The sequence below is a fragment of the Pseudomonas sp. AE27 genome (assembly GCF_037113495.1).
Classification (GTDB): Bacteria; Pseudomonadota; Gammaproteobacteria; order Pseudomonadales; family Pseudomonadaceae; genus Aquipseudomonas; species Aquipseudomonas palmensis.
The window spans coordinates 731,230-757,204 of record NZ_CP146966.1 but is presented as its reverse complement, the minus strand read 5'-3'; the positions used below and the strand labels follow the sequence as shown (position 1 = coordinate 757,204).

The window sequence follows — 25,975 nt, the reverse complement described above, 5'->3', positions numbered from 1 at the left end:
CAAGGCTTAAGCCTGGGTCGCCTTAAGCAGAAAGCGGGCCAACTTTCACAAGACCAACGGCTAATAGCTAGGACCTGTGGTCGCACCCCATCGTTGATGGTTTTGCTGGCGACAATCCGCCACATTGCCCGACATAAAGGCCGGCAGGTGGCGGATTTCCCCCGGTCAGGCCCGCAGGCGCGCCGTCACCTCGCCCAACCGACCCGACAGGTCGTGCAAGTGCTGCCCGGCCTGCTCGGTCCGCTGCACGGCGCCCTGATTGGCGGTGGCGATGCGGGTGATTTCCACCAGGTTGCAGGACATGTCTTCGGCCACGCTGGTCTGTTCCTCGGCGGCGGTGGCGATCTGGCGGTTCATGTCGCGGATGGCCTCCACCGCCTGGGTGATGCGCTGCAACATGGCACCGGCACGCTGTACCTGGTCGGCCCCCTCCTCGCTGCGGGCCTGGCCGTTCTCGATGGCCTTGACCGCCTCCAGCGCGCCCGACTGCACGGCGCTGATGATCTGGTTGATCTCGGCGGTGGACGCCGCCGTGCGCTGGGCCAGGTTGCGCACCTCGTCGGCCACCACCGCGAACCCGCGACCGGCCTGGCCGGCACGGGCCGCCTCGATGGCAGCATTGAGCGCCAGCAGGTTGGTCTGCTCGGCGATAGCGCGGATCACCTCCAGCACCTTGCCGATACGGGCGCTGTCCTGTTCCAGATGGCGAATCACCGCCGCCGTGCCGGCGATGTCCCGGTTGACCGCGTCGATGGTGGCAATGGTCGACTGCATCACCTGTTCGCCGGCCTGGGCACTGTGGTCGGCATCATCCGCGGCGCGCGCCGCGTCCGCTGCATGGCGGGCCACCTCCTGGGCAGTGGCGGACATTTCCTGCATGGCCGTGGCCACCTGGTCGGTCCGCTGGAACTGGTCTTCGGTGCCCCGCGCCATGCCGCCGGCCAGGCTGCGCAGCTCGCCGCTGGCGGACTCCAGCTCCCGGGCGTTGTCCTGCAGGCGCCCTACCGTGTCGGCCAGAAAATCGCGCAGGGTATTGGCAGCCACCGCCAGGCGCCCCAGCTCGTCATGGCGTCCGCAGGCCACGCGGGCATCGAAGCGGCCCTGGCTCAGGTGTGCCACGTATTCGATCAGGCGTCGAATCGGCTCGATCAGGCTGCGATCAACCAGCCACAGGCTCAGCAGCGCAATCAGCAGCGCCGAGCCGAGCATCACCAGCAGCCCCAGCCACACCGTACGCTGCGCGCGGGCATCGATGGCCGCCGCCTGCACCTGGGCATCGGCACGCAACTGGCTGACCAGTTCGCTCATCTGTTCGCTGGCCGCGCGGTCCACGCCCTTCACTGCCTGGTCCCCGACAGCGGGGTCGGCCCCTGCCGCGATGAACGCATCGCGACCGCGGGCATAGGCAGCACCCAGTTGCGCGTGGCTGTCCTTGAGCGCCTGCAGACGCGCTCTGAGCCCCGCATCGTCGGCGTTGGCCCGCACCAGCTGGGCCAGCAGCGCCTGCACCTGCTGTTCACGCGCCGAAAACTGCTGCCAGTACTTGTCCCGCTCGACCGGCTGCTTGCCGCGCAGCAATACGTTCTTCCATTCCTGCACCTGCACCTTGAACTGCAGGTTGGCTTCGTCGATCAGTTGCGAAGCCAGTATCGGCCCCTCCACCAGCTGGCCATAGCCACGCACGCTGGCCGACAGGAACTGAAAGCACACCAGGGCGATCAGCAACATCGCCAGCAGGCTGCCAGCCAGCAGGGCGAGAATTTGCAGCCGCAGGGATTTACGCACGAACATCGCAAGGGTCTCGGAACAAGAGGATAGGAAAGCTGGCGCGCCACCTGCCGCACCAGTCAAAGACATCCTTGTCCTCGTTCACCGGGCAAAAAAAAGCTGCCATCGAGCGATGGCAGCAAACTGCATTGAGCATTACGCAACAGCTGATCCGATACTCTCAGGGGATTGCTACAGAAATGTTACAGACGTACAAAATCTGTAACATTTCCTTCATGCGCTGTTGAACTGCAAGGCGGCAAGCCGCGCATACAGCGGGTTCTCGGCAATCAGCTGGCGATGGGTGCCCACCGCGACCAGCCGGCCCTGGTCGATCACGGCGATACGGTCGGCGTGCTGCACCGTGGCCAGGCGATGGGCGATGACCAGCGTGGTGCGCCCGGCCATGAGGGCTGGCAAGGCCTGCTGGATCAGGTGCTCGCTTTGTGCGTCGAGGGCACTGGTGGCCTCGTCCAGCAGCAGGATCGGCGCGTCCACCAGCAACGCCCGGGCAATGGCCAGGCGCTGGCGCTGACCACCAGAAAGCCCAAGCCCGGCATCGCCCAGGTGCGTCTGGTAGCCCTGGGGCAACTGCAGGATGAATTCATGGGCATGCGCGCTGCGCGCCGCTGCCTCGACCTCGGCACTGGTAGCCTCGGCACGCCCGTAGCGGATGTTGTCTTCGACCGTGCCGAAGAACAGCGCCGGGTTCTGCGCAACCAGTGCAAAATGCCGACGCAGGTCCTGCGGGTCGAGCCGGGTCAGTGGCTGGCCGTCGAGCAGTATCTGCCCCTGCTGCGGGTCGTAGAAGCGCAGCAGCAGGTCGAACAGCGTCGACTTGCCCGCCCCCGAGGGCCCGACCAGGGCCAGGGTCTCGCCAGGCACCACCGTCAGGCTCAGGCCGTCGATAGCCGCTGGGGTGGGCCGCGAGGGGTAGGCAAAATGCACCCCCTGCAGTTCGAGGCGGCCACTGACCCTGGGAGGCAGGCGCTCCAGCCCTTCGTCGGGGGCGTGGATCTCGCTGCGTGCCGCCAGCAGCTCGGCGATCCGCTCGGCTGCGCCCGCGGCCCGTTGCAGCTCGCCGATCACTTCGCTGAGGGTGCCGAAGGCGCTGCCGACGATCAGGCTGTAGAACACGAACGCCGCCAGCTCGCCGCCGGAAATACGCCCGGCGATCACGTCCATGCCACCGACCCACAGCATCACCCCGACCGCCCCGAGCACCAGCACGATCACCAGGGTGATCAGCCAGGCGCGCTGCACGATTCGCTGGCGGGCGGTGGTAAAGGCAGCCTCCACGGTCAGGCCGAAACGCTGCTGGTCACGGGCCTGGTGGTTGTAGGCCTGCACGGTCTTGATCTGGCCGAGGGTTTCGGCCACGTAGCTGCCCACGTCGGCGATGCGATCCTGACTCTGGCGCGACAGGCCGCGCACCCGCCGGCCGAAGATCAGGATCGGCGCCAGCACCAGCGGCAAGGCCAGCACCACGATGCTGGTGAGCTTGGGGTTGGTGACAAACAGCAGCACGATGCCGCCCAGCACCATCAGGGCATTGCGCAGGAACAGCGAGAGCGACGAGCCGATCACCGATTGCAGCAGCGTGGTGTCGGTGGTCAGGCGCGACTGGATCTCCGAACTGCGGTTGCTTTCGAAAAAGCCCGGGTGCAGGTAAACCAGGTGATCGAACACCTGCTGGCGTATATCCGCCACGCACCGCTCGCCGATCCACGACACCAGGTAGAAACGACTGAAGGTACCCACCGCCAGTGCCAGCACCAGCAACATGAACAGGCCGATGGACTGGTTGAGCAGGTGTGGCGACTGGGTCATGAAACCCTGGTCCACCAGCAGGCGAATGCCCTGACCCATGGACAGCGTGATGCCTGCAGTGACCACCAGCGCCAGCAGTGCGGCCATGGCCTGTTTGCGGTAAGGGCGAATGAAACGCCAGGCCAGGCGCAGGGCCTGGCGCTGGCGAGCAGAAAGAAGGCTGGGCATGAAGGTCTTCGTTTATCCGGAGTATGCAGGTCAGCCTACACCCGACCACCGGTCAGGCGCCAAGGAACTCTGCAGCGCGTGGGGCATCACTGACAAGACCAGGCAACAAGTTCACTAGAGCGTTTCGTTCTAAAGTGCCGCTGGAGATTTGTCTGACTTTCTGTTGGACTGGAGGTGTGACAGGGCTGTCATGGTGCGGTCATGTCGCGGATCTAGTCTGAGCTTGCAACCTGATGAGGAGACAGGAAATGAGCTTGCAAAACAGCAATACCCAAGCGCAACGCCCAAGCCATCCGAACCCGGCGTGCGGGTCGATCATCGATGCCCAGGGTCGGGAAATCGAGATCACCGAAGACATGATCAGAAAAGCCTGCGAGGACCTGGAGAAAAGCCGGGTAGAGCTCGCCAAGAAAGCCTGACCCCTATTCAAATCAACCCGGCCCTGGTGCCGGGTTTTTTATGCCTGGTGTAAAGCCCGCTTCGCCGGCAAGGCCGGCGCCTGCAGGGAGACCCGTTGCCGGCCGGCGAAAGCAGTACCTCACACCAACAGGCCACCCAACGCCTTGACCATCTGCTGCAACTGCGGCGCATCACCCTCGATGCGCACCATCAGCCCCTCGATCTCGCGCCGCGGCGGGTACTGTTTGCGCAACACATCGAAGGCCGCGCGCTGGGCCTGCGGGTCACGGTCAAGGCTGCGACGAAAATCTGCATCGTCGCGGCGCGGGTCGTACACCGCACGGCACAGTGTGGCCAGAGCCCAGGCCGGATCGGTTTCGGCCTGCAGGCTGAGCTGCGCCAGCCATGGGCGCGGCAGCAGGTCGGCCAGGCGCACCGTTTCGGCCTCGCCCCGCCAGGCGCAGAACGCCTGGTAGATCTGCGCCGTGCCGCGCTGCTTGCCATCCAGGCTGTAGCCGGCGATATGCGGGGTGGCAATCACGCACAGGTCGGCCAGCGCCTGATCGACCTGCGGCTCGCCCTCCCACACATCCAGCACCGCCTGCACATCGTCACGCGCCTGCAGCAGGCTGCGCAATGCCGCATTGTCGACCACCGGGCCGCGGCTGGCGTTGATAAGCCAGGCGCCGGGGCGCAGTTGCGCCAAGCGCTCGGCGTCCAGCAGGTGCCAGGTCGAATGCTCGCCGCCCTTGGTCAAGGGCGTGTGCAGGCTGATCACATCGCACTCGGCCAGCACCTGCTCCAGGTTCACGTAGTCCCCCCCCTCCTGCGCCTGGCGCAGCGGATCGCATACCCGCACAGTCCAGCCCAGCCCGCGCAGCACCTCCACCAGGCGCCCGCCGACTTCACCGGCGCCAACCACCCCGTAGGTGCGCCGCGCCAGGTCTGCGCCATCCAGCTCGGCCAGGGTCAGCAGGCTGCCCAGCACATAATCCACCACGCCCCGCGCATTGCAGCCCGGCGCGCTGGACCACTGGATACCGGCCTGGGCAAAGTAGTCCAGGGCCAGGTGATCGGTGCCGATGGTGCAGGTGCCGACGAAGCGCACCTTGCTGCCTTCGAGCAGGGCCTGGTCGACGTTTGTCACCGAGCGCACCAGCAATACATCGGCGTCCTGCACGCAGGCGCGGTCGATGCTGCGGCCCGGGTAACGGCGGATCTCGCCGAAGCCTGCGAAGAAGGCATCGAGCAGCGGTATATTCTCGTCGGCAACAATCAGCATGGCGCTCTCCTGTAAGGGAGCGCAGTGTAGGCCCATACACCCGGCTCGATCCAGCCGAGATAAAGCCCGCCGGTGTATTTCCTGACCCATGCGTCAAGGCGTAGACTAGGCGGTTTTCCGCGCCTTTATTGTGGACATCCGCCCCGTGACACAGTCGAACACCGCTACCACCCGCCTCTCCCGCCCAGCCAGGGTCGGCACTGAAGTACGCAGCCTGCTGCAGTTGGCCACGCCGATCATCATCGCCCAGCTGGCCACCACCGCCATGGGCTTCGTGGATGCCGTGATGGCTGGCCGGGTCGGCCCGCGCGACCTGGCAGCGGTTGCCCTGGGCAACTCGATCTGGGTACCGGTGTTTTTGCTGATGACCGGCATCCTGCTGGCCACCACGCCCAAGGTGGCGCAGCGCTTCGGTGCCGGTCAGCATGCCGAGATCGGCCCGCTGGTGCGCCAGGCCCTGTGGCTGGCCGGCGTGGTCGGCCTGGGCGGTTGCGGCCTGCTGCTCAGCGCCGAGCCGGTACTGCACCTGATGAAGGTCGACCCGGAACTGATCGCACCGTGCATGGGCTACCTGCAAGGCATCGCCTTCGGCCTGCCGGCGGTGGCGCTGTACTACGTGCTGCGCTGCAGCAGCGACGGCCTGGGCCGCACCCGGCCGAGCATGGTGATCGGGCTGAGCGGGCTGATGCTAAACATCCCGCTGAACTACGTGTTCATCTACGGCCACCTGGGCGTGCCAGCCATGGGCGGCGTGGGCTGCGGCTGGGCCAGCGGCATCGTGATGTGGTTCATGGCCCTGGCCATGGCGCTGTGGGTCGGCCGTGCAGCGGCCTATCGCCAGGCCCAGGTGTTCGCCCGTTTCGACTGGCCGCAATGGTCGGAGATCAAGCGCCTGCTCACGGTCGGCCTGCCGATCGGCATCGCGGTGTTCGCCGAATCGAGCATCTTCGGCGTGATCGCCCTGTTGATCGGCAGCCTGGGCTCCACCGTGGTGGCCGGGCACCAGATCGCCCTGAACGTGAGTTCGCTGGTGTTCATGATCCCGTATTCGCTGGGCATGGCGGTAACCGTGCGGGTCGGCCAGGCCATCGGTGCCGGCGACCCGCGCCAGGCGCGCTTTGCCGCCGGGGTGGGCATGGGTACGGCGCTGGCCTACGCCTGCTTTTCGGCCAGCCTGATGCTGTTGCTGCGCGAGCCTATCGCCAGCATCTACACCACGGACCTGGCGGTGATCCAGATCGCCTCGATGCTGATCGTGTATTCGGCGCTGTTCCAGTTCTCGGACGCGATCCAGGTGACTGCGGCCGGCGCCCTGCGCGGCTATCAGGACACCCGCGTGACCATGATCCTGACCCTGTTCGCCTATTGGGGCATCGGCCTGCCGGTGGGCTACCTGCTGGGGCTTACCGACCACTTCGGGCCGGCCAGCGGCCCCAGCGGGCTATGGGAAGGCCTTATCGTGGGGCTGACCTGTGCGGCGCTGATGCTGTCGGTGCGCCTGGCGCGCAGCGCACGCAAGCGCATCCGCCAGCAGCGCCGGGGTTAGGCGAGTTTCTTGCGGATCCAGTACAGGTAGGTGCCGGCATCTTCCTGCTGCTGCACCAGTTCATGGTCCAGAAACACACAGAACTTGGGGATGTCGCGGCGGGTCGAGGGGTCGGTGGCAATCACCTTGAGCAGGCCGCCGGGCGCCAGGTCGCGGATGTGCTGGTGCAGCATCATGACCGGCTCGGGGCAGTTGAGGCCGGTGGCATCCAGGGTGGCGTCGGGGGTGAGGTCGGTCATCAGGTACTCCGGGGTCAGCGGTTGTTCGGTGTTGATTGAAGGCCTTGCCGGCGAGGGTCTCAACGCGGTTTCAGATCCAGACGACGCAGGTGACACGTCACCTCTTCACGGTCGTGATACAGCTGCTTGCAGCCGATCGACACCTTGACCTTGCGCGCCTTGAATCCGTCCTCGATACGCTCGAGCAGCCGCCGCACCTCGGCATAGCGCTGCTTCATCGGCAGCTTGAGGTTGACCACTGCCTCGCGGCACAGCCCTTCCCCCAGCCAGGTTTCCAGCAGCGCCGCGCTGCGCGCCGGCTTCTCGACAATGTCGCACACCATCCAGTCCACGGTCTGCCTGGGCTTGTAGGTAAACCCGTCGGCCATCAGGTGCTGCACCAGCCCGGTATCCATCAGGCTCTCGGCCATCGGCCCGTTGTCGATCGCGGTCACCAGCATGCCGCGCTTGACCAGCTGGTAGGTCCAGCCACCCGGTGCGGCGCCCAGGTCGACCCCGGTCATGTCGCCCGACAGGCGCTGATCCCACTGCTCACGCGGGATGAAGTGGTGCCAGGCCTCCTCGAGCTTGAGGGTCGAACGGCTCGGCGCCTCGCGCGGAAACTTCAGGCGCGGGATGCCCATCGGCCACATCGCCGAGTTGTCCGCTGCGGCCAGCCCCACGAACACGCGCCGGCCACTGACGAAGGTCAGCAGCAGACGCGGCCTGGCCGGGTCGTCAACCAGCCGGCCAGCCTTGTTCAAGGCCTTGCACAACGGCGCCTCGAACTTGCGGCAGAAGGTAGACAGCTCTTTGCCGTCATTGGTGTCCATCACCTCCAGCCACACGCTGCCACACACCGGGTAGGCGGCCAGGTGCTCGAGCAGCACGCTGATACGGTCGGTTTCGGGCAACTCGACGAAGCTGCCGCGGGCCCACTGGCGCGGGAAGATCAGCTGCTTGAAACGCAGCTCGCGCATCAGGCGCTCGGCGCCCTCGGCGTCGTTGCACACGAACTCGGCACAGGCGCTCTGCGGCTTGCCCTTGGCATAACCAGCAACCCCCAGGCGTGCGGCATGCTCGGCGATCTCGGCGCACACTTCACCCTCGAAACCGGGCCGGCAATGCATAAACAGGGTATTCATCAACTACTCCAGAACGGCTGGCCTGCACGCCAACCCTGACCGGGCGCAACACCTGCACACGGCAAATCGGCGAATGATAAAGCAGTTTAGGAACTGGCGACACGCCCCGCCGGTCCAGTACATGGTCAGGTCCGCCAAACAGGGCTAACCTGACCGCTTAGCCAGGTCCGTGCCGTGCGGACCGTCACAGAGGCGGTGAACTGGCGACTGCAAGGATGATTGCCAGGCACCGACGCAGAAGGAGTTGGCAGATGCCCTCGCTCGACAGCCTGAAAACCCTCAAGACCCTGACGGTGGAGAACCGTGAATACCATTACTACAGCCTGACCGAGGCCGCCCGCAGCCTCGGCGACCTGCAGCGCCTGCCGATGTCGCTCAAGGTGCTGCTGGAAAACCTGCTGCGCTGGGAAGACGGCAAGACCGTCACCGGCCAGGACCTGCACGCCCTGGCCGAATGGCTGCAGCAGCGCCGCTCGGACCGCGAGATTCAGTACCGCCCAGCACGGGTGCTGATGCAAGACTTCACCGGCGTGCCCGCCGTGGTCGACCTGGCCGCCATGCGCGCCGCCATGGCCAAGGCCGGCGGCGATCCGCAGCGCATCAACCCGCTTTCCCCGGTCGACCTGGTGATCGACCACTCGGTGATGGTCGATCGCTACGCCACCGCACAGGCCTTCGGCGAGAACGTCGACATCGAGATGCAGCGCAACGGCGAACGCTATGCGTTCCTGCGCTGGGGCCAGAACGCCTTCGACAACTTCAGCGTAGTGCCGCCGGGCACTGGCATCTGTCACCAGGTCAACCTGGAGTACCTGGGCCGCACCGTGTGGACCCGCGAGGAAGACGGACGCACCTATGCCTTCCCCGACACCCTGGTCGGCACCGACTCGCACACCACCATGATCAACGGCCTGGGCGTGCTGGGCTGGGGCGTGGGCGGCATCGAGGCAGAGGCGGCCATGCTCGGCCAGCCGGTGTCGATGCTGATCCCCGAGGTGATCGGGTTCAAGCTGACCGGCAAGCTGCGCGAAGGCATCACCGCCACCGACCTGGTGCTGACGGTGACGCAGATGCTGCGCAAGAAGGGCGTGGTGGGCAAGTTCGTCGAGTTCTACGGCGACGGCCTGGCCCAGTTGCCCCTGGCCGACCGCGCGACCATTGCCAACATGGCGCCGGAGTACGGCGCCACGTGCGGTTTCTTCCCGGTGGACGACGTGACCCTGGACTACCTGCGCCTGTCCGGTCGCCCCGCCGCCACCGTGCAACTGGTGGAGGCCTACTGCAAGGCCCAGGGTCTGTGGCGCGAGGCGGGCCAGGAGCCGGTGTTCACCGACACCCTGGCACTGGACATGGACGAAGTCGAAGCCAGCCTGGCCGGGCCCAAGCGCCCGCAGGACCGTGTGGCGCTGTCCCAGGTGGCCCAGGCATTCAACAACTTCATCGGCTTGCAACTGAAGGTGTCGACCAAGGAGGTCGGGCGCCTGGAAAGTGAAGGGGGCGGCGGCGTCGCGGTGGGCAATGCCGACCAGGCCGGCGAAATCGAATACGAGCACGAGGGCGCCAATCACCTGCTCAAGGACGGTGCCGTGGTGATCGCCGCGATCACCTCCTGCACCAACACCTCCAACCCCAGCGTGATGATGGCTGCCGGGCTGGTGGCCAAGAAGGCCGTGGAAAAGGGCCTGCAGCGCAAGCCCTGGGTCAAGACCTCACTGGCCCCCGGCTCCAAGGTGGTGACCGACTACTACAAGGCGGCCGGGCTGACCCCTTATCTGGATGCCCTGGGCTTCGACCTGGTCGGCTACGGCTGCACCACCTGCATCGGCAACTCCGGCCCGCTGGCCGAGCCGATCGAAAAGGCCATCACCCAGGCCGACCTTACCGTCGCCTCGGTACTGTCGGGCAACCGCAACTTCGAAGGCCGGGTACACCCGCTGGTCAAGACCAACTGGCTGGCGTCGCCGCCGCTGGTGGTGGCCTACGCCCTGGCCGGCAGCGTGCGCGTCGACCTGTCCAGCGAGGCCCTGGGCCTGGGCAAGGACGGCAAGCCGGTGTATCTGCGCGACATCTGGCCCAGCCAGCAGGAAATCGCCGAAGCCGTGGCCAAGGTCGATACCGCGATGTTCCACAAGGAGTATGCCGAGGTGTTTGCCGGCGACGCACAGTGGCAGGCCATCGAGGTGCCGCAGGCAGCGACCTATGTGTGGCAGGAGGACTCCACCTATATCCAGCATCCGCCATTCTTCGACGACATCACCGGCCCGCTGCCGGTCATCGAAGACATCCACGGCGCCCGGATACTCGCGCTGCTGGGCGATTCGGTGACCACCGACCACATCTCGCCCGCCGGCAACATCAAGGCCGACAGCCCGGCCGGACGCTACCTGCGCGACAAGGGCGTGGAGCCGCGGGACTTCAACTCCTACGGCTCGCGTCGCGGCAACCACGAGGTCATGATGCGCGGCACCTTCGCCAACATCCGCATCCGCAACGAGATGCTCGGTGGCGAGGAAGGCGGCAACACGGTGCATGTGCCCAGCGCCGAGAAGCTGGCGATCTATGACGCGGCCATGCGCTACAAGGCCGAAGGTACACCACTGGTGGTGATCGCCGGGCAGGAATACGGCACCGGTTCCAGCCGCGACTGGGCCGCCAAGGGCACCAACCTGCTGGGGGTCAAGGCGGTACTGGCCGAAAGCTTCGAGCGTATCCACCGCTCCAACCTGGTGGGCATGGGCGTGCTGCCCCTGCAGTTCGCCGAGGGCCAGACGCGCAAGACCCTGGGGCTGACCGGCCATGAGCGCATCGACATTCTCGGCCTCAGCCAGACCCAGGTGCAGCCACGCATGACGCTGACCCTGCGCATCACCCGCGAAGACGCATCGACGCAGCAGATCCAGGTACTGTGCCGCATCGATACGCTCAACGAAGTGGAGTACTTCAAGGCTGGCGGCATTCTGCACTACGTGCTGCGCCAGTTGATCGCGAGCTAGCCTGAAGCAGGCCCGGCGCCGTTGCGCCGGGCCTGCACTGGCCCGCCGTGTGGCCACTGAGTTCGACCTGAACCAGAGGCACTGTGCGGCGTTGCCCGCCCGCTACCTGCCCCCGCGTGAACACCAGGTCACTAGCTGACTAACATGACAAATATATGAAAGAATGCAAACAAGTTGCTTGACTTTGCAGCCTTTCAACTACAACACGAACAGCTAAGGCACCTTGAGCCGGATCAATATTCTTTAAATATCCATTCAATAAAAACGCCTGTCTGCCGATACACCACGAAAGCCTTCCGGATAGAACAGCTTATGCGTAACAATCAGCCGATTACCCAGCGCGAACGGACTTTCCCTGCCCAACAACGTCTGATATCGACCACCGATGCCAAGGGTGTGATCACCTACTGCAACGATGCCTTCGTCGAGATCAGCGGCTTTTCGCGGGAGGAGCTCATTCGTGCGCCACACAACCTGGTCCGGCACCCGGATGTGCCGCCGGCTGTGTTTGCGCATATGTGGAGTACGCTCAAGCAGGGCCTGCCGTGGATGGGCATCGTCAAGAACCGCTGCAAGTCGGGTGATCATTACTGGGTCAACGCCTACGTCACCCCCATCTTCGAGAACAACCAGGTAGTCGGCTACGAGTCGGTGCGGGTCAAGCCCAGCGCCGAACAGATCCGTCGCGCCGAGGCGCTGTATCACCGCATCAATCAGGGCAAGCCACCCATTCCGCGTCGCGACCGCTGGCTGCCGGTACTGCAGGACTGGCTGCCGTTCATCCTGGTCAGCCAGGTCGGCTTCCTGATCGGCAGCTGGCTGGGCCACTCCTGGGGCTTCGCCGTGGCGGCCGCCCTGTCGGTACCGCTGGGGCTGCTGGGCCTGAGCTGGCAGCAGCGTGGCCTCAAGCGCCTGCTGCGCCTGGCCGAACAGACCACCTCCGACCCGCTGATCGCGCAGATGTACACCGACAGCCGCGGCGTGCAGGCTCGCCTGGAAATGGCCATGCTCAGCCAGGACGCGCGCCTCAAGACCTGCCTGACCCGCCTGCAGGACACCGCCGAGCACCTCAACGAGCAGGCGCGCCAGTCCGACACCCTGGCCCACAACAGCTCCTCGGGCCTGGAGCGCCAGCGCGTGGAGACCGAGCAGGTGGCCGCTGCCGTCAACCAGATGGCCGCCACCACCCAGGAAGTGGCCAACCACGTGCAGCGCACCGCCGATGCCACCCAGGAAGCCAACCGCCTGACCGGGCGCGGCCGCGACATCGCCGGCGAAACCCGCGATGCGATCCAGCGTCTGTCGGCTGCCGTGGGCGAAACCGGCCTGACCGTGACCCAGCTGGCCCGCGACAGCGACGAGATTGGTGGCGTGGTCGATGTGATCAAGGGCATTGCCGACCAGACCAACCTGCTGGCGCTCAACGCCGCCATCGAAGCGGCACGCGCCGGTGAAATGGGCCGCGGCTTCGCGGTGGTGGCCGACGAAGTGCGTCAGCTGGCGCAGCGCACCAGTGAATCGACCGGGCAGATCCACGGCCTGATCGCCAAGCTCCAGCAAACCGCCAGCAATGCCGTACAAACCATGGAAACCGGCCATCGCCAGGCCGAGGAAGGTGTGGCACGGGTGATGGAAGCCGACCAGGCGCTGGTGGGCATCAGCGAGGCGGTGGCCAACATCACCGACATGACCACGCAGATTGCCGCCGCTACCGAAGAGCAGACCGCAGTGGCCGATGAAATCAGCCGCAACATCAGCACCATCGCCCAGCTTGCCGACCAGACCTCCGAGCAGGCCCAACATTCGGCGCTGCTCAGCGAGGAACTGACCCTCACCGCCACCACCCAGTATTCCCTGGTGGAGCGCTTCAACCGTTGACCCGGTGGCGCACAACCTCTGGTTGTGCGCCCACAGCGGTCTACCAGTCCAGTGTCAGCCGGCTTTCGAAATAGCGCTCCTGCCCATCGAGCGGGTCGTTGAAGCGCAGGTTGTGGGCCAGCAGCTTGAGTGGCCTTGCGTAGTCATCGGGCCCCTGCACGATCTGCGGGTAGAACGGATCATTGCAGATACTCGCCCCCAGCGCCGTCATGTGCACCCGCAACTGGTGGGTCTTGCCGGTGACCGGTGACAGGCCGTAGCGCCACCACTCGCCGTTTTTTTCCAGAACCCGGGCAATGGTTTCGCTGTTGCTGACGCCGGGCACCTCCTGCATGCGAAAGAACGGCTCGCCATTGACCAGCCGGCTCTTGTGCACCCGCGGGAACTCCAGCTGCGGCAAGGCGCGGGCAATGGCCTGGTAGTGCTTGTCGATCTGTCGGGTGGGAAACAGCTGCTGATAGGCCGAACGGCTTTGCGGGTTGGCCGAGAACAGCACCAGGCCTGCCGTGTGCCGGTCGATGCGGTGCAATGGCACCAGGTGCGGGTTGTCGAGCCGGCGAATCAAACGGCGCAGCAACGTGTGCTCGACATATTCGCCAGTGGGCGTCACCGGCAGAAAGTGCGGTTTGTCGGCCACCACCAGGTGCTCGTCGACGTGCAGGATATGCTCCTGCACCGGGATCGGCTTTTCGTTGGGTACTTCGCGAAAATAGTGGATACGCAGGCCTGGCTTGTAGGCAAGGCCCACGTCAATCGGCGCGCCCTGGGCATCCAGCACCCGCCCACGGGCGATGCGATCGAGCCATTGTTCACGGCTGATCGCCTTGAAGTGGTCGCACAGGCAGTCGAGCACGGTGGCCCAACTGCCCGGTGGCAGGCAGACAGTGCTGGCCTGGTGCTGGGCCGGATCGAAAGGGACACTCATGGACATGCTCGCCAGTTGGGGGCCGTCCATTATCCGGCATGCCTGCCGGCTCAGCCAGCCCGGGTTGCCGCAGCCTCGGTAAACTCCTTGAGCCAGCGCAGCACATCCACCGCCTCCCAGCGGCCCGGATCGTACAACGCATACATCAGGCCCTGATAACCGACCACATCCAGCGCCCGGTGGTAACCGGCGCGCTGGAACAATGCCTCGATCTCGGCAAAGCAGGTATTGAAGTGGATCTTGCTGAAAGGGGTCTTGCCCTCGGTGACCAGGCCATCGAGGCGCAATTCGAGCACGGCCTCGCGCACCTGTTCGACAGCCATGCGGTTGACGCTGTATTTCAATTGTTCGACGTTGACCATCGTCCGGCCCCTCTGGCGCAAGCGCTCACCCGATTACTGTATTTGCATACAGTGTATGAATGAACAGTACTCACTGCAACCCCGGCAGGTAGCCGGTACCCTCGCGCACCGTCAGCACCTGCTTGCGCCCTGCCCCTTCGGCGATGGCCAGGTGAACCCAGCGGTCGAACTCCAGAATGAGCTGGTCGAACGCCAGACCGCTGTCCAGGATACGTTGCGCCACCACCAGGGGTGAAAGCGCCGCCACGCTGATATCGGCTGCCAGCCCGAGGGTATGCGCACTGCCGCTCACCCCGCCGACACGACGGTTGAGCTCGTTGCTGCGGTAGGCACTGTTGACGCGGATGGGATGCCCGAGCAGGCTGCGTACCTGCTCCAGGGTCTGGCTCAGACGGCGCAGGTTGGCCAGGGCATCGGGGCCGGGCTGGTTGGTCAGGCCTTCACGCCGGGCAGTTTCGGAAGCAGTCAGTTCTTCCAGTGTGAAATGCGGACTCAGGTGCATGGTTCGCCACTCCTTGGCGGATGAGACTTCGTCACGGGTGTATGCTGCGCTGGCGATTCTCCAACAGCACCTGCGCCGTTGCATCACAGATTGTGCATCGGCATGTGAACACCCCGCTGGCGACGCTCAGCTCAGAAACGCGACCACCTGCTCGGTATCGAACGGCCAGAGCAGCTCGGCACCGGAGTCACAGCGACGCAGCACCGGAATCAGCAGGCCGTAGCGCTCGACATCGGCCGGATCATCGGCAATATCGACCAGCTCGACCAGCAGCCCGTGCTCGACAAGCGGCATCAGAATGGCCTCGGCCACCTCGCACAGGTGACAGCCCAGGGTGCCGAGCAGTTGAGTTTCAGGAAGCATGGGAAGTACCGTGAAACGTGAAAAGCGGACCCGTATTCTAGGCCCGTACACCTGGCGGGTCGAGACACCAACGACTGACCTGGGTCAGCCTGCGTGGCCTCGAGCGCTGTAGACTGACAAATTTTTTCGCGCCCGTCGGCATTGCAATGGAGTGTATTGAGTGTTTGCCAACCTGCTGATCATCCTGGCCTCGTCACTGGTGGTCATCGCCATTTTCCGGCGCCTGCAACTGCCCCCCGTGCTGGGCTACCTGTGCGTCGGCCTGTTCGTCGGCCCCACCGCCCTGGACTGGGTCAATGAAAGCGAAGAACTGCCCGACCTCGCCGAAATGGGCGTGGTGTTCCTGCTGTTTTCCCTGGGCCTTGAATTCTCTCTGAGCAAGATGCTCGCCCTGCGCCGCGTGGTCTTCGGCCTGGGCAGCCTGCAGGTGATCTGCTCGGCGCTGCTGCTGGCCGGCCTGCTGGGGCTGCTTGGCATGCCGGCCGGGGCTGCCCTGCTGCTGGGCGGCGGCCTGGCGCTGTCGTCCACCGCCATCGTCAGCAAGGAGCTCACCAGCCTCGGCGAAATCTTCAGCAGCCACGGCCAGAACGCCATTGGCGTGCTGCTGTTCCAGGACGTGATTGCGGTACTGCTGCTGACCCTGGTGCCGGTGTTCGCCGGCCAGGGCGGCCAGGCCTGGTACTGGGCACTGCCGCTGACCCTGGGCAAGACCGTGATCCTGTTCATCGGCCTGCTGCTGGCCAATCGCTGGCTGCTGCCGCGCCTGTTCCACGAGGTGGCCCGCTCGCACTCGGCCGAGCTGTTCGTGCTGCTGGCGCTGGTGATCGTGCTGCTGACCGCCTGGCTTACCCACCTGCTGGGCCTGTCTCCTGCACTGGGGGCGTTCCTCGCCGGGATGCTGCTGGGCGAAAGCAACTATCGCCACCAGATCGAAGCCGATATCCGCCCCTTCCGCGACATCCTGCTGGGGCTGTTCTTTGTCAGTATCGGCATGCTCATCGACCTGCAACTGTTTGCCAGCCACGGCCTGGAAATCCTCGGCCTGACCCTGGCCCTGCTGGCCATCAAGGGCGTGGTGGTGGCGGTGCTGGTCAAGCTGCGCGGCAGCGACAGCGAAACCGCCTGGCGCAGTGGCGTGGCCCTGGCCCAGGGCGGCGAGTTCTGCTTCGCACTGATGGCGCAGATGCAACAGACCCGCCTGCTGCCCGAAGACCTCGGGCACCTGCTGCTGGCCGCCACCTTCTGTTCGATGCTGGTCACCCCGCTGATGCTGCGCGGCGCTCCGGCGCTGGCCGCCCGCCTGCATCGCAAACCCAACCAGGAGGTGCAACTCGAAGAGATCCAGGCACAAAGCGCCTCGCTCAGCGGGCACGTGCTGATCTGTGGTTATGGCCGGGTAGGCCAGTCCATCGGGCGCTTCCTGCGGCGCGAACAGCTGGCCTTCATTGCCCTGGACGACGACCCGGTCAGGGTGCAGGAGGCCGCCGCCGGCGAGCAGCGCGTGCACTACGGCGACTCGCGACGCGGTGAACTGCTGGCGGCCATCGGCCTGGAGCGTGCCCGGCTGCTGGTGATCGCGGTAGACAAGACCGATGTCGCCATGAGCGTGCTCAAGGCCGCCCGTCACTTCAACACCCAGGTGCCGATCCTGGTGCGCACCCGCGACGACAGCCTGCGCGACGAACTGCGCGCCGCAGGTGCCACGGCGGTGGTGCCGGAATTGCTGGAGTCCAGCCTGATGCTCGCCTCCCATGCCCTGGTCATGCTCGGCGTACCCCAGGAGCGCGTACAGCAACGTATCGACGAGGTGCGCCAGAGCCGCTATCGCCTGCTGCACGGGTTCTACCAGGGGGCGCAGACCAGCCCGGTCGACAGCGAAGGCCTGCCCAAGGTCATGCTGCATGCGGTCAACCTGGGCGCCGATGCCTATGCCTGCGGTCGCCCGCTGACCGAGCTGGGCCTGGACCTGCTCGGGGTGGAAGTACAGGCCGTGCAGCGCGATGGCGAGGAAGTGGCACTGGCCACCGATACCTGCCTGCATGCCGGTGACGCGGTGCTGCTGAGCGGCCCCTCCAACGCCATCGATGCCTGCCAGGCCCGACTGCTGACCGGGCGCTAGCGGCTGCCGTGCGCACTACCCTGGCCCGCCATGTGGGGGCCGGGGGCGCGAATGCAGCGCTGACGTGGAGTTTTTTCCGGGGTTTGTCGTGGATTGGGTTATGGTTTATCGACCGGCCGTCGTTTCGCGCCCTGATCTGGCGCGGCCGCCAGGCCTGCTGCACCAAGGCAAGGCAAATGCTGTACCACTGCCGATTGCACTGAACCTTACGCAGCGCTCGGCACTCGAAATGCCAGACGCCCACTTGACACGGAGAGACCCATGGCCCGCAAAACTGCAAAAGACATCCTTCAGGCAGACTTCGAAATCCTGGTACAGGATGCCGAAAAACTGCTGGAGCACTCCGCGACCCTGGCCGGCGATCAGGCCGACGAGTTGCGCAGGCAGATCGAGGAAAGCGTGTCGCGTGCCCGCGAGACCCTCAAGCAGACCCAGGACTCGGTACGTGAACGCAGCCAGGCTGCACTCAGCGCCACCGAGGACTACGTGCAGTCCAACCCCTGGCAATCCGTCGGCATCGCCGCTGGCGTGGGCTTTCTGATCGGCCTGCTGGCCAGTCGTCGCTGAGGTACGGGGTATGGAAACCGAAACCACCGGCTCGTCTTCACGGCGCCTTGGCGCCGCCATCCTTGGTCTGCTGCACGGCCACGTCGAACTGTTCGGCATCGAACTGCAGGAACAGAAGGCGCGCACCCTGAGCCTGCTGCTGTTCGCCGGGCTGGCCCTGGTGTTCGCCCTGCTGTTGCTGACGGCCTTGTCGGCGCTGCTGCTGATTCTGCTGTGGGACAGTTATCGCCTGGCCGGCATCATCGGCCTGTGCGTGTTCTACAGCCTGGCGGCGGTGTTCTGCGGGCTGCGCCTCAAGGCAGCGGTGTTCGACGAGTCCTCGCCGTTCCATGCCACCCTCGAAGAACTTGCCAAGGACCGGGAGCGCCTGTTGCCATGAGCCTGCCTGAATTGCCGCAAACCACCGACCGCCGCGAACTGCGCAAGGCCCTGGTACGCCTGCGCCTGGAAATGCGTCGCCAGGAAATCCGCCACGAATCCGGGCAACTGCTCAAGCCGCTGACACGCCTGCGCGGGGTGGGCGACTCCCTGCAAGGCGGGCTGCAGGGCGGCCTGGGCATCAAGCACGCGCCCCTCTGGGGTATCGGCGCCGTGGTGCTGCTGGGCTTTCTGACCGGCAAGGGCGCACGCAACGGCAGCCTGACACGGCTGGCCGGTGTGGGCAGCAGCCTGACCCCGCTGATACGCCTGTTCATGCAGTCAAGGCGCTGAACGCAAACTGGCTGCATTCTTGCAATACGAGGCGGCGGGCCGCAGGCTTGCCGTGCTGAGCATCCGGCCAGCCGTCTCGTAAAAACAAGGAGCCGCCGTGTACGACGGGCACCCGCTCGCCTGCTATCAACCCTTCATCGATACGGCCACTGGCCGCATCGCCGGTATCGAAGCCCTTGGCCGACTGGTTCAGGCCGACGGCCACCTGCGCTCGGTCGGCCCGCTGTTCATTGACCCGCAAATGCCCACCGCAGCCCTGCGCACCCTCGATCGCACGCTGCGTGGCCAGGCCCTGGCAACCTTCAGCCAGGCACCGGGCGACTGGTTTCTGAGCCTGAACATCTCGCCCCGCTGGATCAGCGAGCTGGCTGCCGACGAGCCCTTGCCCAGCCTGATGCAGGTACGTCAGCACGGCATCGATCCACGCCGGGTGGTCTTCGAGATCACCGAACAGGGCGGCGACCTGCAGCGCCTGGCCGATGTGGTCACGCGCTATCGCCAGGCCGGCGCACGCATCGCCATCGATGATTTCGGCGCCGGCTACTCGCAGCTGGACCGGGTGCTGGCGCTGCAGCCAGACATTCTCAAGCTCGACATGCGCCTGTTCCAGGCCGCCGCCCGCGGCGGGCCCAGCAGCGAAGTGGTCAAGGCCCTGGCCCAGATGGCCGAGAAGACCGGGTGCTGGATCATTGCCGAAGGCGTCGAGAACGAGGCCGAGCTTGACTTCGCCCTGGAATGTGGCGCGCGTTACCTGCAGGGCCACCTGTTCGCCCAGGCCCAGGCCGGTTTTTTCGCCAGCGATGCATTCGTCACCCGCTTCGGCCACCTGCGCGAGCGCTACGTGCAGGGCAAGCTGGACGAGCGCGCACGGCTGATGCAACGCCGCCAGCAACTGGCCGAACTGATGCCCCGGCTGCAGGCCTGGGCGCAGGCCCAGGCCTCGGTCGAACAGTTGCCGAACCTGCACGCCTACCCTTGGGTGCTGCGGTTTTTTCTGTGTGACCGGCACGGCACCCAGCTCACCCCCAATCTGGAATGGCACGGCCAGCACTGGCACGTGAACAACGGCTACCAGGGCCACAACTGGTCATGGCGGCCCTACTTTTATCACCTGCTGGCCGAGGGCTGGGATGAGCGCCGGTTGATTCTGTCCAGCACCTACCGCGACGCCACCACCAACCAGTACTGCATGATCGCCGGCCAGTTCTTCGACGACGGGCGCCGCCTGCTGCTGATCGACCTGGATGCCGATGGCCTCTGAGGGTTGCGGCCACGTCCGGGACACGGGAAGCTAGGGGCCTGCCCCGCACTGGAGAACCGGCCTTGGACTGGCACACACTGCTTACCCGCGAACGCCTCGGCAAAACCCTGCACAGCCCCGAAGAACTCGGGCGCAGCCCCTTCCACAAGGACCACGACCGGATCATCTTCTCGGGTGCCTTTCGCCGCCTGGGGCGCAAGACCCAGGTACACCCGGTCACCAGCAACGATCACATCCACACGCGCCTGACCCACTCGCTGGAGGTCAGTTGCGTGGGCCGCTCGCTGGGCATGCGGGTGGGCGAGACACTGCGCGACAGCCTGCCGGACTGGTGCGCGCCCAGCGACCTGGGCATGGTGGTGCAGTCTGCCTGCCTGGCCCACGATATCGGCAACCCGCCGTTCGGCCACTCCGGCGAGGACGCAATCCGGCACTGGTTCCAGCAGGCCGCCGGACGCGGCTGGCTGGATGCGATGAGCGATGCCGAACGGGGCGACTTCCTCAATTTCGAAGGCAATGCCCAGGGCTTTCGCGTGTTGACCCAACTGGAGTATCACCAGTTCGATGGCGGCACGCGCCTCACCTACGCCACCCTGGGCACCTACCTCAAGTACCCCTGGAGCGCCCGCCACGCCGATGCCCTGGGCTACAAGAAGCACAAGTTCGGCTGCTACCAGAGCGAGCTGCCGTTGCTGGAGCAGATCGCACGCAAGCTGGGCATGCCGCAACTCGAGCCGCAACGCTGGGCCCGGCACCCGCTGGTGTACCTGATGGAGGCCGCCGACGATATCTGCTATGCGCTGATCGACCTGGAAGACGGCCTGGAAATGGAGCTGCTCGACTACGCCGAGGTAGAAGCGCTGCTGCTGGGGCTGGTGGGTGACGACCTACCGCAAACCTACCGCCAGCTGGGCCCCGGGGATTCGCGCCGGCGCAAGCTTGCGATCCTGCGCGGCAAGGCGATCGAGCACCTGACCAACGCCGCCGCGCGGGCATTCGTCGAGCAGCAGCAAGCCTTGCTGGCCGGCACCCTGCACGGCGACCTGGTCGAGCACATGCACGGCCCGGCCAAGCGCTGTGTGCTGCAGGCAAAGGACATGGCGCGCAAGAAGATCTTCCAGGACAAGCGCAAGACACTGCATGAAATCGGTGCCTACACCACGCTGGAGATTCTGCTCAATGCATTTTGCGGCGCAGCGCTGGAACAGCACGGCGGACGCACGCCCTCGTTCAAGCACCGGCGCATCCTTGACCTGCTGGGCAACAATGCGCCCGACCCCAACAGCACATTGCACAGCGCCTTCCTGCGCATGATCGACTTCATTGCCGGCATGACCGACAGCTATGCCAGCGAAATGGCCCGCGAAATGACCGGGCGTTCAAGCCCGGTCTGATGCAGTTGACCCGATCAATACGCTGCAACTTCCACGTATGTAACGTAGGCGATTGCAGCCGTATTGATTAGTGCGCAAAACGATATGGCGCGCTAGAAAATCAACTATTTGTAGCTTTACGCCCAACTTATTGTAGGAATTTTCCCATATTAAGTTTGAGCGCAACTCTATTTACGTGCACGCCTTCCAACTGGGCTATGGTGCGGCTTCTTTATGGCCCCTACCTGGAAGGTGATTATGCACTCCGTATTTATTGTCGACGATCATCCCGTCATTCGCCTGGCTGTACGCATGTTGCTGGAGAACGAGGGTTATCGGGTCACCGGCGAATCCGACAATGGCGTGGACGCCATGCAGATGACCCGCGAAACCGTGCCCGACCTGATCATCCTCGACATCGGCATCCCCAAGCTGGATGGCCTGGAAGTGCTGTCACGCTTCAACAGCATGGCCGTACCGATGAAGGTTCTGGTGCTGACTGCGCAATCACCCGTACTGTTTGCAACACGCTGCATGTTGTCGGGCGCCTGCGGTTATGTATGCAAGCAGGAGGACCTCAGCGAGTTGCTCAGTGCCATCAAGGCGGTACTTTCCGGTTACAACTATTTCCCCAGCCAGGCAATAAACCCACTTCGCCATCAGGACAGCGGCGACAGCGAGATGGAACTGTTCAAGACCGTCAATGATCGCGAACTGATGGTTCTGCAACTGTTTGCCCAGGGCAAGAGCAACAAGGAAATTGCGTCCGGCATGTTTCTCAGCAATAAAACCGTGAGCACCTATAAAAAACGCCTGATGCAGAAACTCAAGGCCAACTCGCTGGTGGAACTGATCGAGATGGCCAAACGCAACGCGCTGGTATGAGTGCGAGCATGGCCAAACGTCTTCTGTTGTTCTGCCTGCTGTTCGCCGGGGCCTGTCTCGCCCCTTCGCTCTGCGCCAATGAACCCGGCGAGCGCAGCTACGAGCTGCTCAGCCGCAGCGGCCTGGCGGCCATGGCTGTAACCCCCACACCGGCCCAGGCCGACTGGCTCGACAAGCATGACGTGCTGGTACTGGGCACTTCGGCACCGGACTACGCGCCGTTCGACATCACCGCCAGTGGCCGCGATTACGAGGGCCTGACCGCCGACTACGCCGGCCTGATCGGCAATACCTTGAACCGGCCCATTCGGGTCAAGCGCTTCGCCAACCGCGACAAGGCCCTGCAAGCCCTGATAGACGGGCACATCGACCTGCTGGGAAGTGCCAATGGCTACGATGCCGCCCTCCCCGAGGTGGCCCTGTCGCGCCCCTATGCCGAAGACCTGCCGGTGCTGGTCACCCGCGAAAATGAAACCCGGGCACTGGACAACGGCCTCAAGGGGCTGCGCCTGAGCGTGGTTGCCCATTACCTGCCATTGAGCGAGGTTCGCGCCACCTACCCCAACGCAACGGTGCAGACCTACAGCTCCTACCACAATGCCCTCAACGCGGTGGCCTTCGAACAGGCCGACGTGTTCCTGGGGGACGCCTTGTCGACCTATTACCAGATCAACCAGGGCTACCTGAAAAACCTCAAGATGGTGAACTTCGGCAAACACGAGCCTGTGGGCTTCAGCTTCGCCCTGCGCGCCGACAACCCGCTGCTGCTCGAGCTGGTCAATACCACCCTGGACGCGGTCACCAGCGCCATGCGCACCAGTATCTTCCAGCGCTGGAGCATCGGCGACGGCATGCTGCTGACTGATCGCAAGCTGCAACTTTCCCCACGCGAACAACGCTGGCTGGCGGCACACCCGGTGGTGCGCGTGGTGGTGGACGAAAACGCCGCGCCGCTGTCGTTCTACGACAGTGCCAACAACCTGCGAGGTATCGTTGCCGACCTGCTCGAGCTGATCCGTCTGCGCACCGGCCTGCGTTTCGAGATCCATCGCAGCGCCGGCATCAGCGACATGATCGACCAGTTGCACCAGGGTCGCGCCGACGTCATCGCCACCATCACGCCCAGCACACAGCGCGAAGCCACCCTGAACATCAGCCGGCCCTACCTGGAGAACGCCTACGTGCTGGTCACGCGCAAGGGCGAGGACGAACCTGCATCGCTGCGCCAGCTGTATGGCAAGCGCCTGGCCGTGACCCGCGGCAGTACGCTCAACGACGGGCTGCGCATTCGCCATGGCGGCATCGAGCTGGTTGAAACGGAAAGCCCCGCAGCCTCCGCCGAACTGCTGTCGCGTCACCAGGTGGACGGCATGGTCACCGCGCTGATCAATGCCAATTTCAGGCTCACCACCCAAAAGCAGCTGATCATCCGCGCCAACATCGGCGACGAGCCGGCGACCTACTCCATGGCCACCGCCCAGGGCGCCGACGAACTGACCTCCATCCTCGACAAGGCCCTGCTTAGCATCCCGCCCCAGGAGCTGGGCGCAATCAATGGCCGCTGGCGCGATTTCAGCGGCGAACCCAGCTCCTACTGGCAAAGCCACCAGCGCTTCATCATTCAACTGGTGCTGGGCACTGGCCTGCTGCTGATCCTGTCGCTGGCCTGGAACGGCTGGATGCGTCGCCAGATCAAGAAGCGCGAGCAGATCGAGCGCGCCCTGGGCGACCAGCTCGAGTTCATGCGGGCGCTGGTCAACGGCACGCCGCACCCGATCTACGTGCGTGACCGCCAAGGCCTGCTCAAGAGCTGCAACGACAGCTACCTGCAGGCCGTTGAGGCGCGCGCCGAAGAGGTACTGGGCAAGTCCATCCACGATGCGCCGCTCACCGATGCCGACAATGCCAGTCAGTTTCAGGCGGACTACCAGCAGGTGATGAACGAAGGCCTGCCATTGATCGTCGACCGCCCCATGATGCTGAAGAACCGCGAGCTGACCATCTACCACTGGGTACTGCCGTACCGCGACTCGCTGGGCGAGGTACAGGGCATCATCGGCGGCTGGCTGGACATCAGCGACCGCCGCCAGCTGATCCAGGAACTGCGCCAGGCCAAGGAGCAGGCCGATAACGCCAACCGCGCAAAAAGCAAGTTCCTGGCCACCATGAGCCACGAGATCCGTACCCCCATGAACGCGGTGATCGGCATGCTCGAGCTGGCACTCAAGCGCGCCGATGCCGGGCACCTCGACCGTCCCGCCATCGAGGTGGCCTACAGCTCGGCCAGGGACCTGCTGTCGCTGATCGGCGATATCCTTGACATCGCGCGTATCGAGTCCGGCCACATGAGCCTGAGCCCCCAGCGCGTCAACCTGGGTGAGCTGGTGGAGTCGGTGGGTCGGGTGTTCGAGGCCCTGGCCCGGCAGAAGGACCTCAGCCTGAGCCTGGTCATCGACGAGAGCGCCTGCCGCGACGTGCTGCTCGACCCGCTGCGCTTCAAGCAGATCCTCTCGAACCTGGTCAGCAACGCGATCAAGTTCACCGACCAGGGCCAGGTACGCGTGGACCTGGCCCTGCAACCGGGCGCCGGGCCCGATACCCTGCAACTGCTGCTCTCGGTCAGCGACAGCGGTATCGGCATCAGCGCGACCGACCAGCAGTACCTGTTCCAGCCCTTCGCCCAGGTCGCCCCCGACAGCCCGCTGGCACGCAGCGGCACCGGCCTGGGCCTGGTCATCAGCCGCAGCCTGTGCGCCATGATGGGCGGCCAGCTGACGCTGCATAGCGAACCGGGCACCGGGACCGAGGTGAAGATCAGCATGCCGCTGACGGGGCTGGCAGCCTGCGAGAAGCTCGCCGACCCCGTGCCCCAGCCGACCTTGCCGGCGCCGGCGGTGAAGGTGCTGGTGGTCGACGACCACCCGGCCAACCTGCTGCTGATGGGCCAGCAGCTGGACTTTCTCGGCGTGCAGCACACCAATGCCGACAGCGGCCTGAGTGCGCTGCAGGCATGGCGCCTGGAGCCTTTCGACGTGTTGATCGTGGACTGCAACATGCCGCAGATGGACGGCTACCAGTTGGCCCAGGCCGTACGCGAGGAAGAGCGCATACTCGGGCGCGCGCCCTGCACCATCCTGGCCTACACCGCCAACACCCAACCTGAAGTGCGTGATCGCTGCCACGCCGCGGGCATGAACGACTGTCTGCTCAAACCCATCACCCTGCATGAACTCAGCCAGCGCCTGAACGACGCTCCCCTGTCGGCAGGACGCGCCCGTGGTGACATGCCCCTGATCGACCTGATGGGGCTGGGGCCGATCATCGGCAACGACCCAGGCGAACTGCGCCGCCTGCTCGAACAGTTGCTCAGTTGCGCCCCGATCGACCGTCAGCAGCTGCTCGACGCCGATACTCGCGGCTCGCCGGCAATACTCAGGGACGCTGCACACAAGGTGCTGGGGGTGGCGCGCATGGTGCAGTCCGAGGCGCTGATGCTGGCCTGCGAACGGCTGGAAGCGGCGTGCGAGGACGCTGCGCCAGAACCTGTGCTCAGGCGACGCAAACGGCAGGTGCTAAGGGCAATGAGCGAGGTGGATCAGGCGTTGCGCGATACGCTGGAGGCGCTGTCGCAGCCCACGGGAACGGGGCCGATGCAGGGGTAGAACGCAAGCGACAGCCACC

At 65.1% G+C, this 25,975-nt stretch carries 21 protein-coding genes; 12 read left to right on the top strand and 9 right to left on the bottom strand.

Annotation, left to right across the window (positions count from 1 at the left end):
- Positions 1 to 165: 165 nt before the first annotated feature.
- Both V9K84_RS03535 and V9K84_RS03530 read right to left on the bottom strand, forming a co-directional pair.
- Positions 166 to 1,791 (bottom strand): methyl-accepting chemotaxis protein, encoded by a 1,626-nt coding sequence (locus tag V9K84_RS03535; RefSeq protein WP_058541334.1) that lies wholly within the window; start codon positions 1,789 to 1,791, stop codon positions 166 to 168.
- A 210-nt stretch (positions 1,792 to 2,001) separates the two neighbouring features.
- Positions 2,002 to 3,765, bottom strand: coding sequence for an ABC transporter transmembrane domain-containing protein (locus V9K84_RS03530; protein ID WP_088514235.1), 1,764 nt, complete (start codon positions 3,763 to 3,765; stop codon positions 2,002 to 2,004).
- A gap of 248 nt (positions 3,766 to 4,013) precedes the next feature.
- On the opposite strand from V9K84_RS03530, the gene V9K84_RS03525 reads away from it, so the two are divergent.
- Positions 4,014 to 4,184, top strand: coding sequence for a PA1571 family protein (locus tag V9K84_RS03525; RefSeq protein WP_167400204.1), 171 nt, complete (start codon positions 4,014 to 4,016; stop codon positions 4,182 to 4,184).
- Positions 4,185 to 4,303: 119 nt separating this feature from the next.
- Here the strand turns inward: V9K84_RS03525 and pdxB are convergent, their stop codons facing one another.
- On the bottom strand, positions 4,304 to 5,446 hold the full coding sequence (gene pdxB, locus V9K84_RS03520) for a 4-phosphoerythronate dehydrogenase PdxB (RefSeq protein ID WP_088514236.1): 1,143 nt from the start codon (positions 5,444 to 5,446) through the stop codon (positions 4,304 to 4,306).
- A gap of 136 nt (positions 5,447 to 5,582) precedes the next feature.
- Here pdxB and V9K84_RS03515 point away from each other — a divergent pair, with 136 nt between their 5' ends.
- Entirely contained in the window at positions 5,583 to 6,992 is a 1,410-nt protein-coding gene (locus V9K84_RS03515) for an MATE family efflux transporter (RefSeq protein WP_088514259.1), read from the top strand.
- Here the strand turns inward: V9K84_RS03515 and tusA are convergent.
- Both tusA and rlmM read right to left on the bottom strand, forming a co-directional pair.
- A complete protein-coding gene (gene tusA, locus V9K84_RS03510) occupies positions 6,989 to 7,231 on the bottom strand; it encodes a sulfurtransferase TusA (RefSeq protein ID WP_043864590.1) in 243 nt (80 codons plus the stop codon). The genes V9K84_RS03515 and tusA overlap by 4 nt on opposite strands.
- A 59-nt stretch (positions 7,232 to 7,290) precedes the next feature.
- The gene (rlmM, locus tag V9K84_RS03505) at positions 7,291 to 8,355 is read right to left on the bottom strand and encodes a 23S rRNA (cytidine(2498)-2'-O)-methyltransferase RlmM (RefSeq protein WP_088514237.1); all 1,065 of its coding nucleotides are present in this window, start codon (positions 8,353 to 8,355) and stop codon (positions 7,291 to 7,293) included.
- A 251-nt stretch (positions 8,356 to 8,606) separates the two neighbouring features.
- Here rlmM and acnA point away from each other — a divergent pair, with 251 nt between their 5' ends.
- Positions 8,607 to 11,348, top strand: coding sequence for an aconitate hydratase AcnA (gene acnA / locus V9K84_RS03500; RefSeq protein ID WP_088514238.1), 2,742 nt, complete (start codon positions 8,607 to 8,609; stop codon positions 11,346 to 11,348).
- A 312-nt stretch (positions 11,349 to 11,660) separates the two neighbouring features.
- Positions 11,661 to 13,226, top strand: coding sequence for a PAS domain-containing methyl-accepting chemotaxis protein (locus tag V9K84_RS03495; RefSeq protein ID WP_043864593.1), 1,566 nt, complete (start codon positions 11,661 to 11,663; stop codon positions 13,224 to 13,226).
- A 40-nt stretch (positions 13,227 to 13,266) separates the two neighbouring features.
- On the opposite strand, the gene V9K84_RS03490 is transcribed toward V9K84_RS03495, so the two are convergent.
- The 4 genes from V9K84_RS03490 to V9K84_RS03475 all read right to left on the bottom strand — a co-directional run bounded on the left by V9K84_RS03490 (position 13,267) and on the right by V9K84_RS03475 (position 15,378).
- Positions 13,267 to 14,151, bottom strand: coding sequence for a pseudouridine synthase (locus V9K84_RS03490; RefSeq protein WP_043864664.1), 885 nt, complete (start codon positions 14,149 to 14,151; stop codon positions 13,267 to 13,269).
- A gap of 50 nt (positions 14,152 to 14,201) precedes the next feature.
- Positions 14,202 to 14,513 (bottom strand): hypothetical protein, encoded by a 312-nt coding sequence (locus tag V9K84_RS03485; RefSeq protein ID WP_043864594.1) that lies wholly within the window; start codon positions 14,511 to 14,513, stop codon positions 14,202 to 14,204.
- 70 nt (positions 14,514 to 14,583) lie between these two features.
- On the bottom strand, positions 14,584 to 15,015 hold the full coding sequence (locus tag V9K84_RS03480) for a D-Ala-D-Ala carboxypeptidase family metallohydrolase (protein WP_058541337.1): 432 nt from the start codon (positions 15,013 to 15,015) through the stop codon (positions 14,584 to 14,586).
- Positions 15,016 to 15,141: 126 nt separating this feature from the next.
- On the bottom strand, positions 15,142 to 15,378 hold the full coding sequence (locus tag V9K84_RS03475) for a glutaredoxin family protein (protein WP_043864595.1): 237 nt from the start codon (positions 15,376 to 15,378) through the stop codon (positions 15,142 to 15,144).
- Positions 15,379 to 15,538: 160 nt separating this feature from the next.
- On the opposite strand from V9K84_RS03475, the gene V9K84_RS03470 reads away from it, so the two are divergent.
- The 8 genes from V9K84_RS03470 to V9K84_RS03435 all read left to right on the top strand — a co-directional run bounded on the left by V9K84_RS03470 (position 15,539) and on the right by V9K84_RS03435 (position 25,956).
- Entirely contained in the window at positions 15,539 to 17,497 is a 1,959-nt protein-coding gene (locus tag V9K84_RS03470) for a monovalent cation:proton antiporter family protein (protein ID WP_043864596.1), read from the top strand.
- Between the two features lie 261 nt (positions 17,498 to 17,758).
- Entirely contained in the window at positions 17,759 to 18,064 is a 306-nt protein-coding gene (locus V9K84_RS03465) for a YqjD family protein (RefSeq protein WP_043864597.1), read from the top strand.
- Positions 18,065 to 18,074: 10 nt separating this feature from the next.
- A complete protein-coding gene (locus tag V9K84_RS03460; protein ID WP_043864598.1) occupies positions 18,075 to 18,443 on the top strand; it encodes a phage holin family protein in 369 nt (122 codons plus the stop codon).
- Entirely contained in the window at positions 18,440 to 18,775 is a 336-nt protein-coding gene (locus V9K84_RS03455) for a hypothetical protein (RefSeq protein WP_043864599.1), read from the top strand. The genes V9K84_RS03460 and V9K84_RS03455 overlap by 4 nt, the downstream gene beginning before the upstream one ends.
- A gap of 97 nt (positions 18,776 to 18,872) precedes the next feature.
- Positions 18,873 to 20,036, top strand: coding sequence for an EAL domain-containing protein (locus V9K84_RS03450; RefSeq protein ID WP_088514239.1), 1,164 nt, complete (start codon positions 18,873 to 18,875; stop codon positions 20,034 to 20,036).
- A 62-nt stretch (positions 20,037 to 20,098) separates the two neighbouring features.
- Positions 20,099 to 21,430 (top strand): deoxyguanosinetriphosphate triphosphohydrolase, encoded by a 1,332-nt coding sequence (locus V9K84_RS03445; protein ID WP_088514240.1) that lies wholly within the window; start codon positions 20,099 to 20,101, stop codon positions 21,428 to 21,430.
- A gap of 237 nt (positions 21,431 to 21,667) precedes the next feature.
- Positions 21,668 to 22,294 carry a response regulator transcription factor gene (locus V9K84_RS03440; RefSeq protein ID WP_043864602.1) on the top strand — a complete coding sequence of 209 codons (627 nt, stop codon included), beginning with the start codon at positions 21,668 to 21,670 and terminating at the stop codon, positions 22,292 to 22,294.
- 8 nt (positions 22,295 to 22,302) lie between these two features.
- On the top strand, positions 22,303 to 25,956 hold the full coding sequence (locus V9K84_RS03435) for a transporter substrate-binding domain-containing protein (protein WP_088514241.1): 3,654 nt from the start codon (positions 22,303 to 22,305) through the stop codon (positions 25,954 to 25,956).
- Positions 25,957 to 25,975 lie beyond the last annotated feature (19 nt).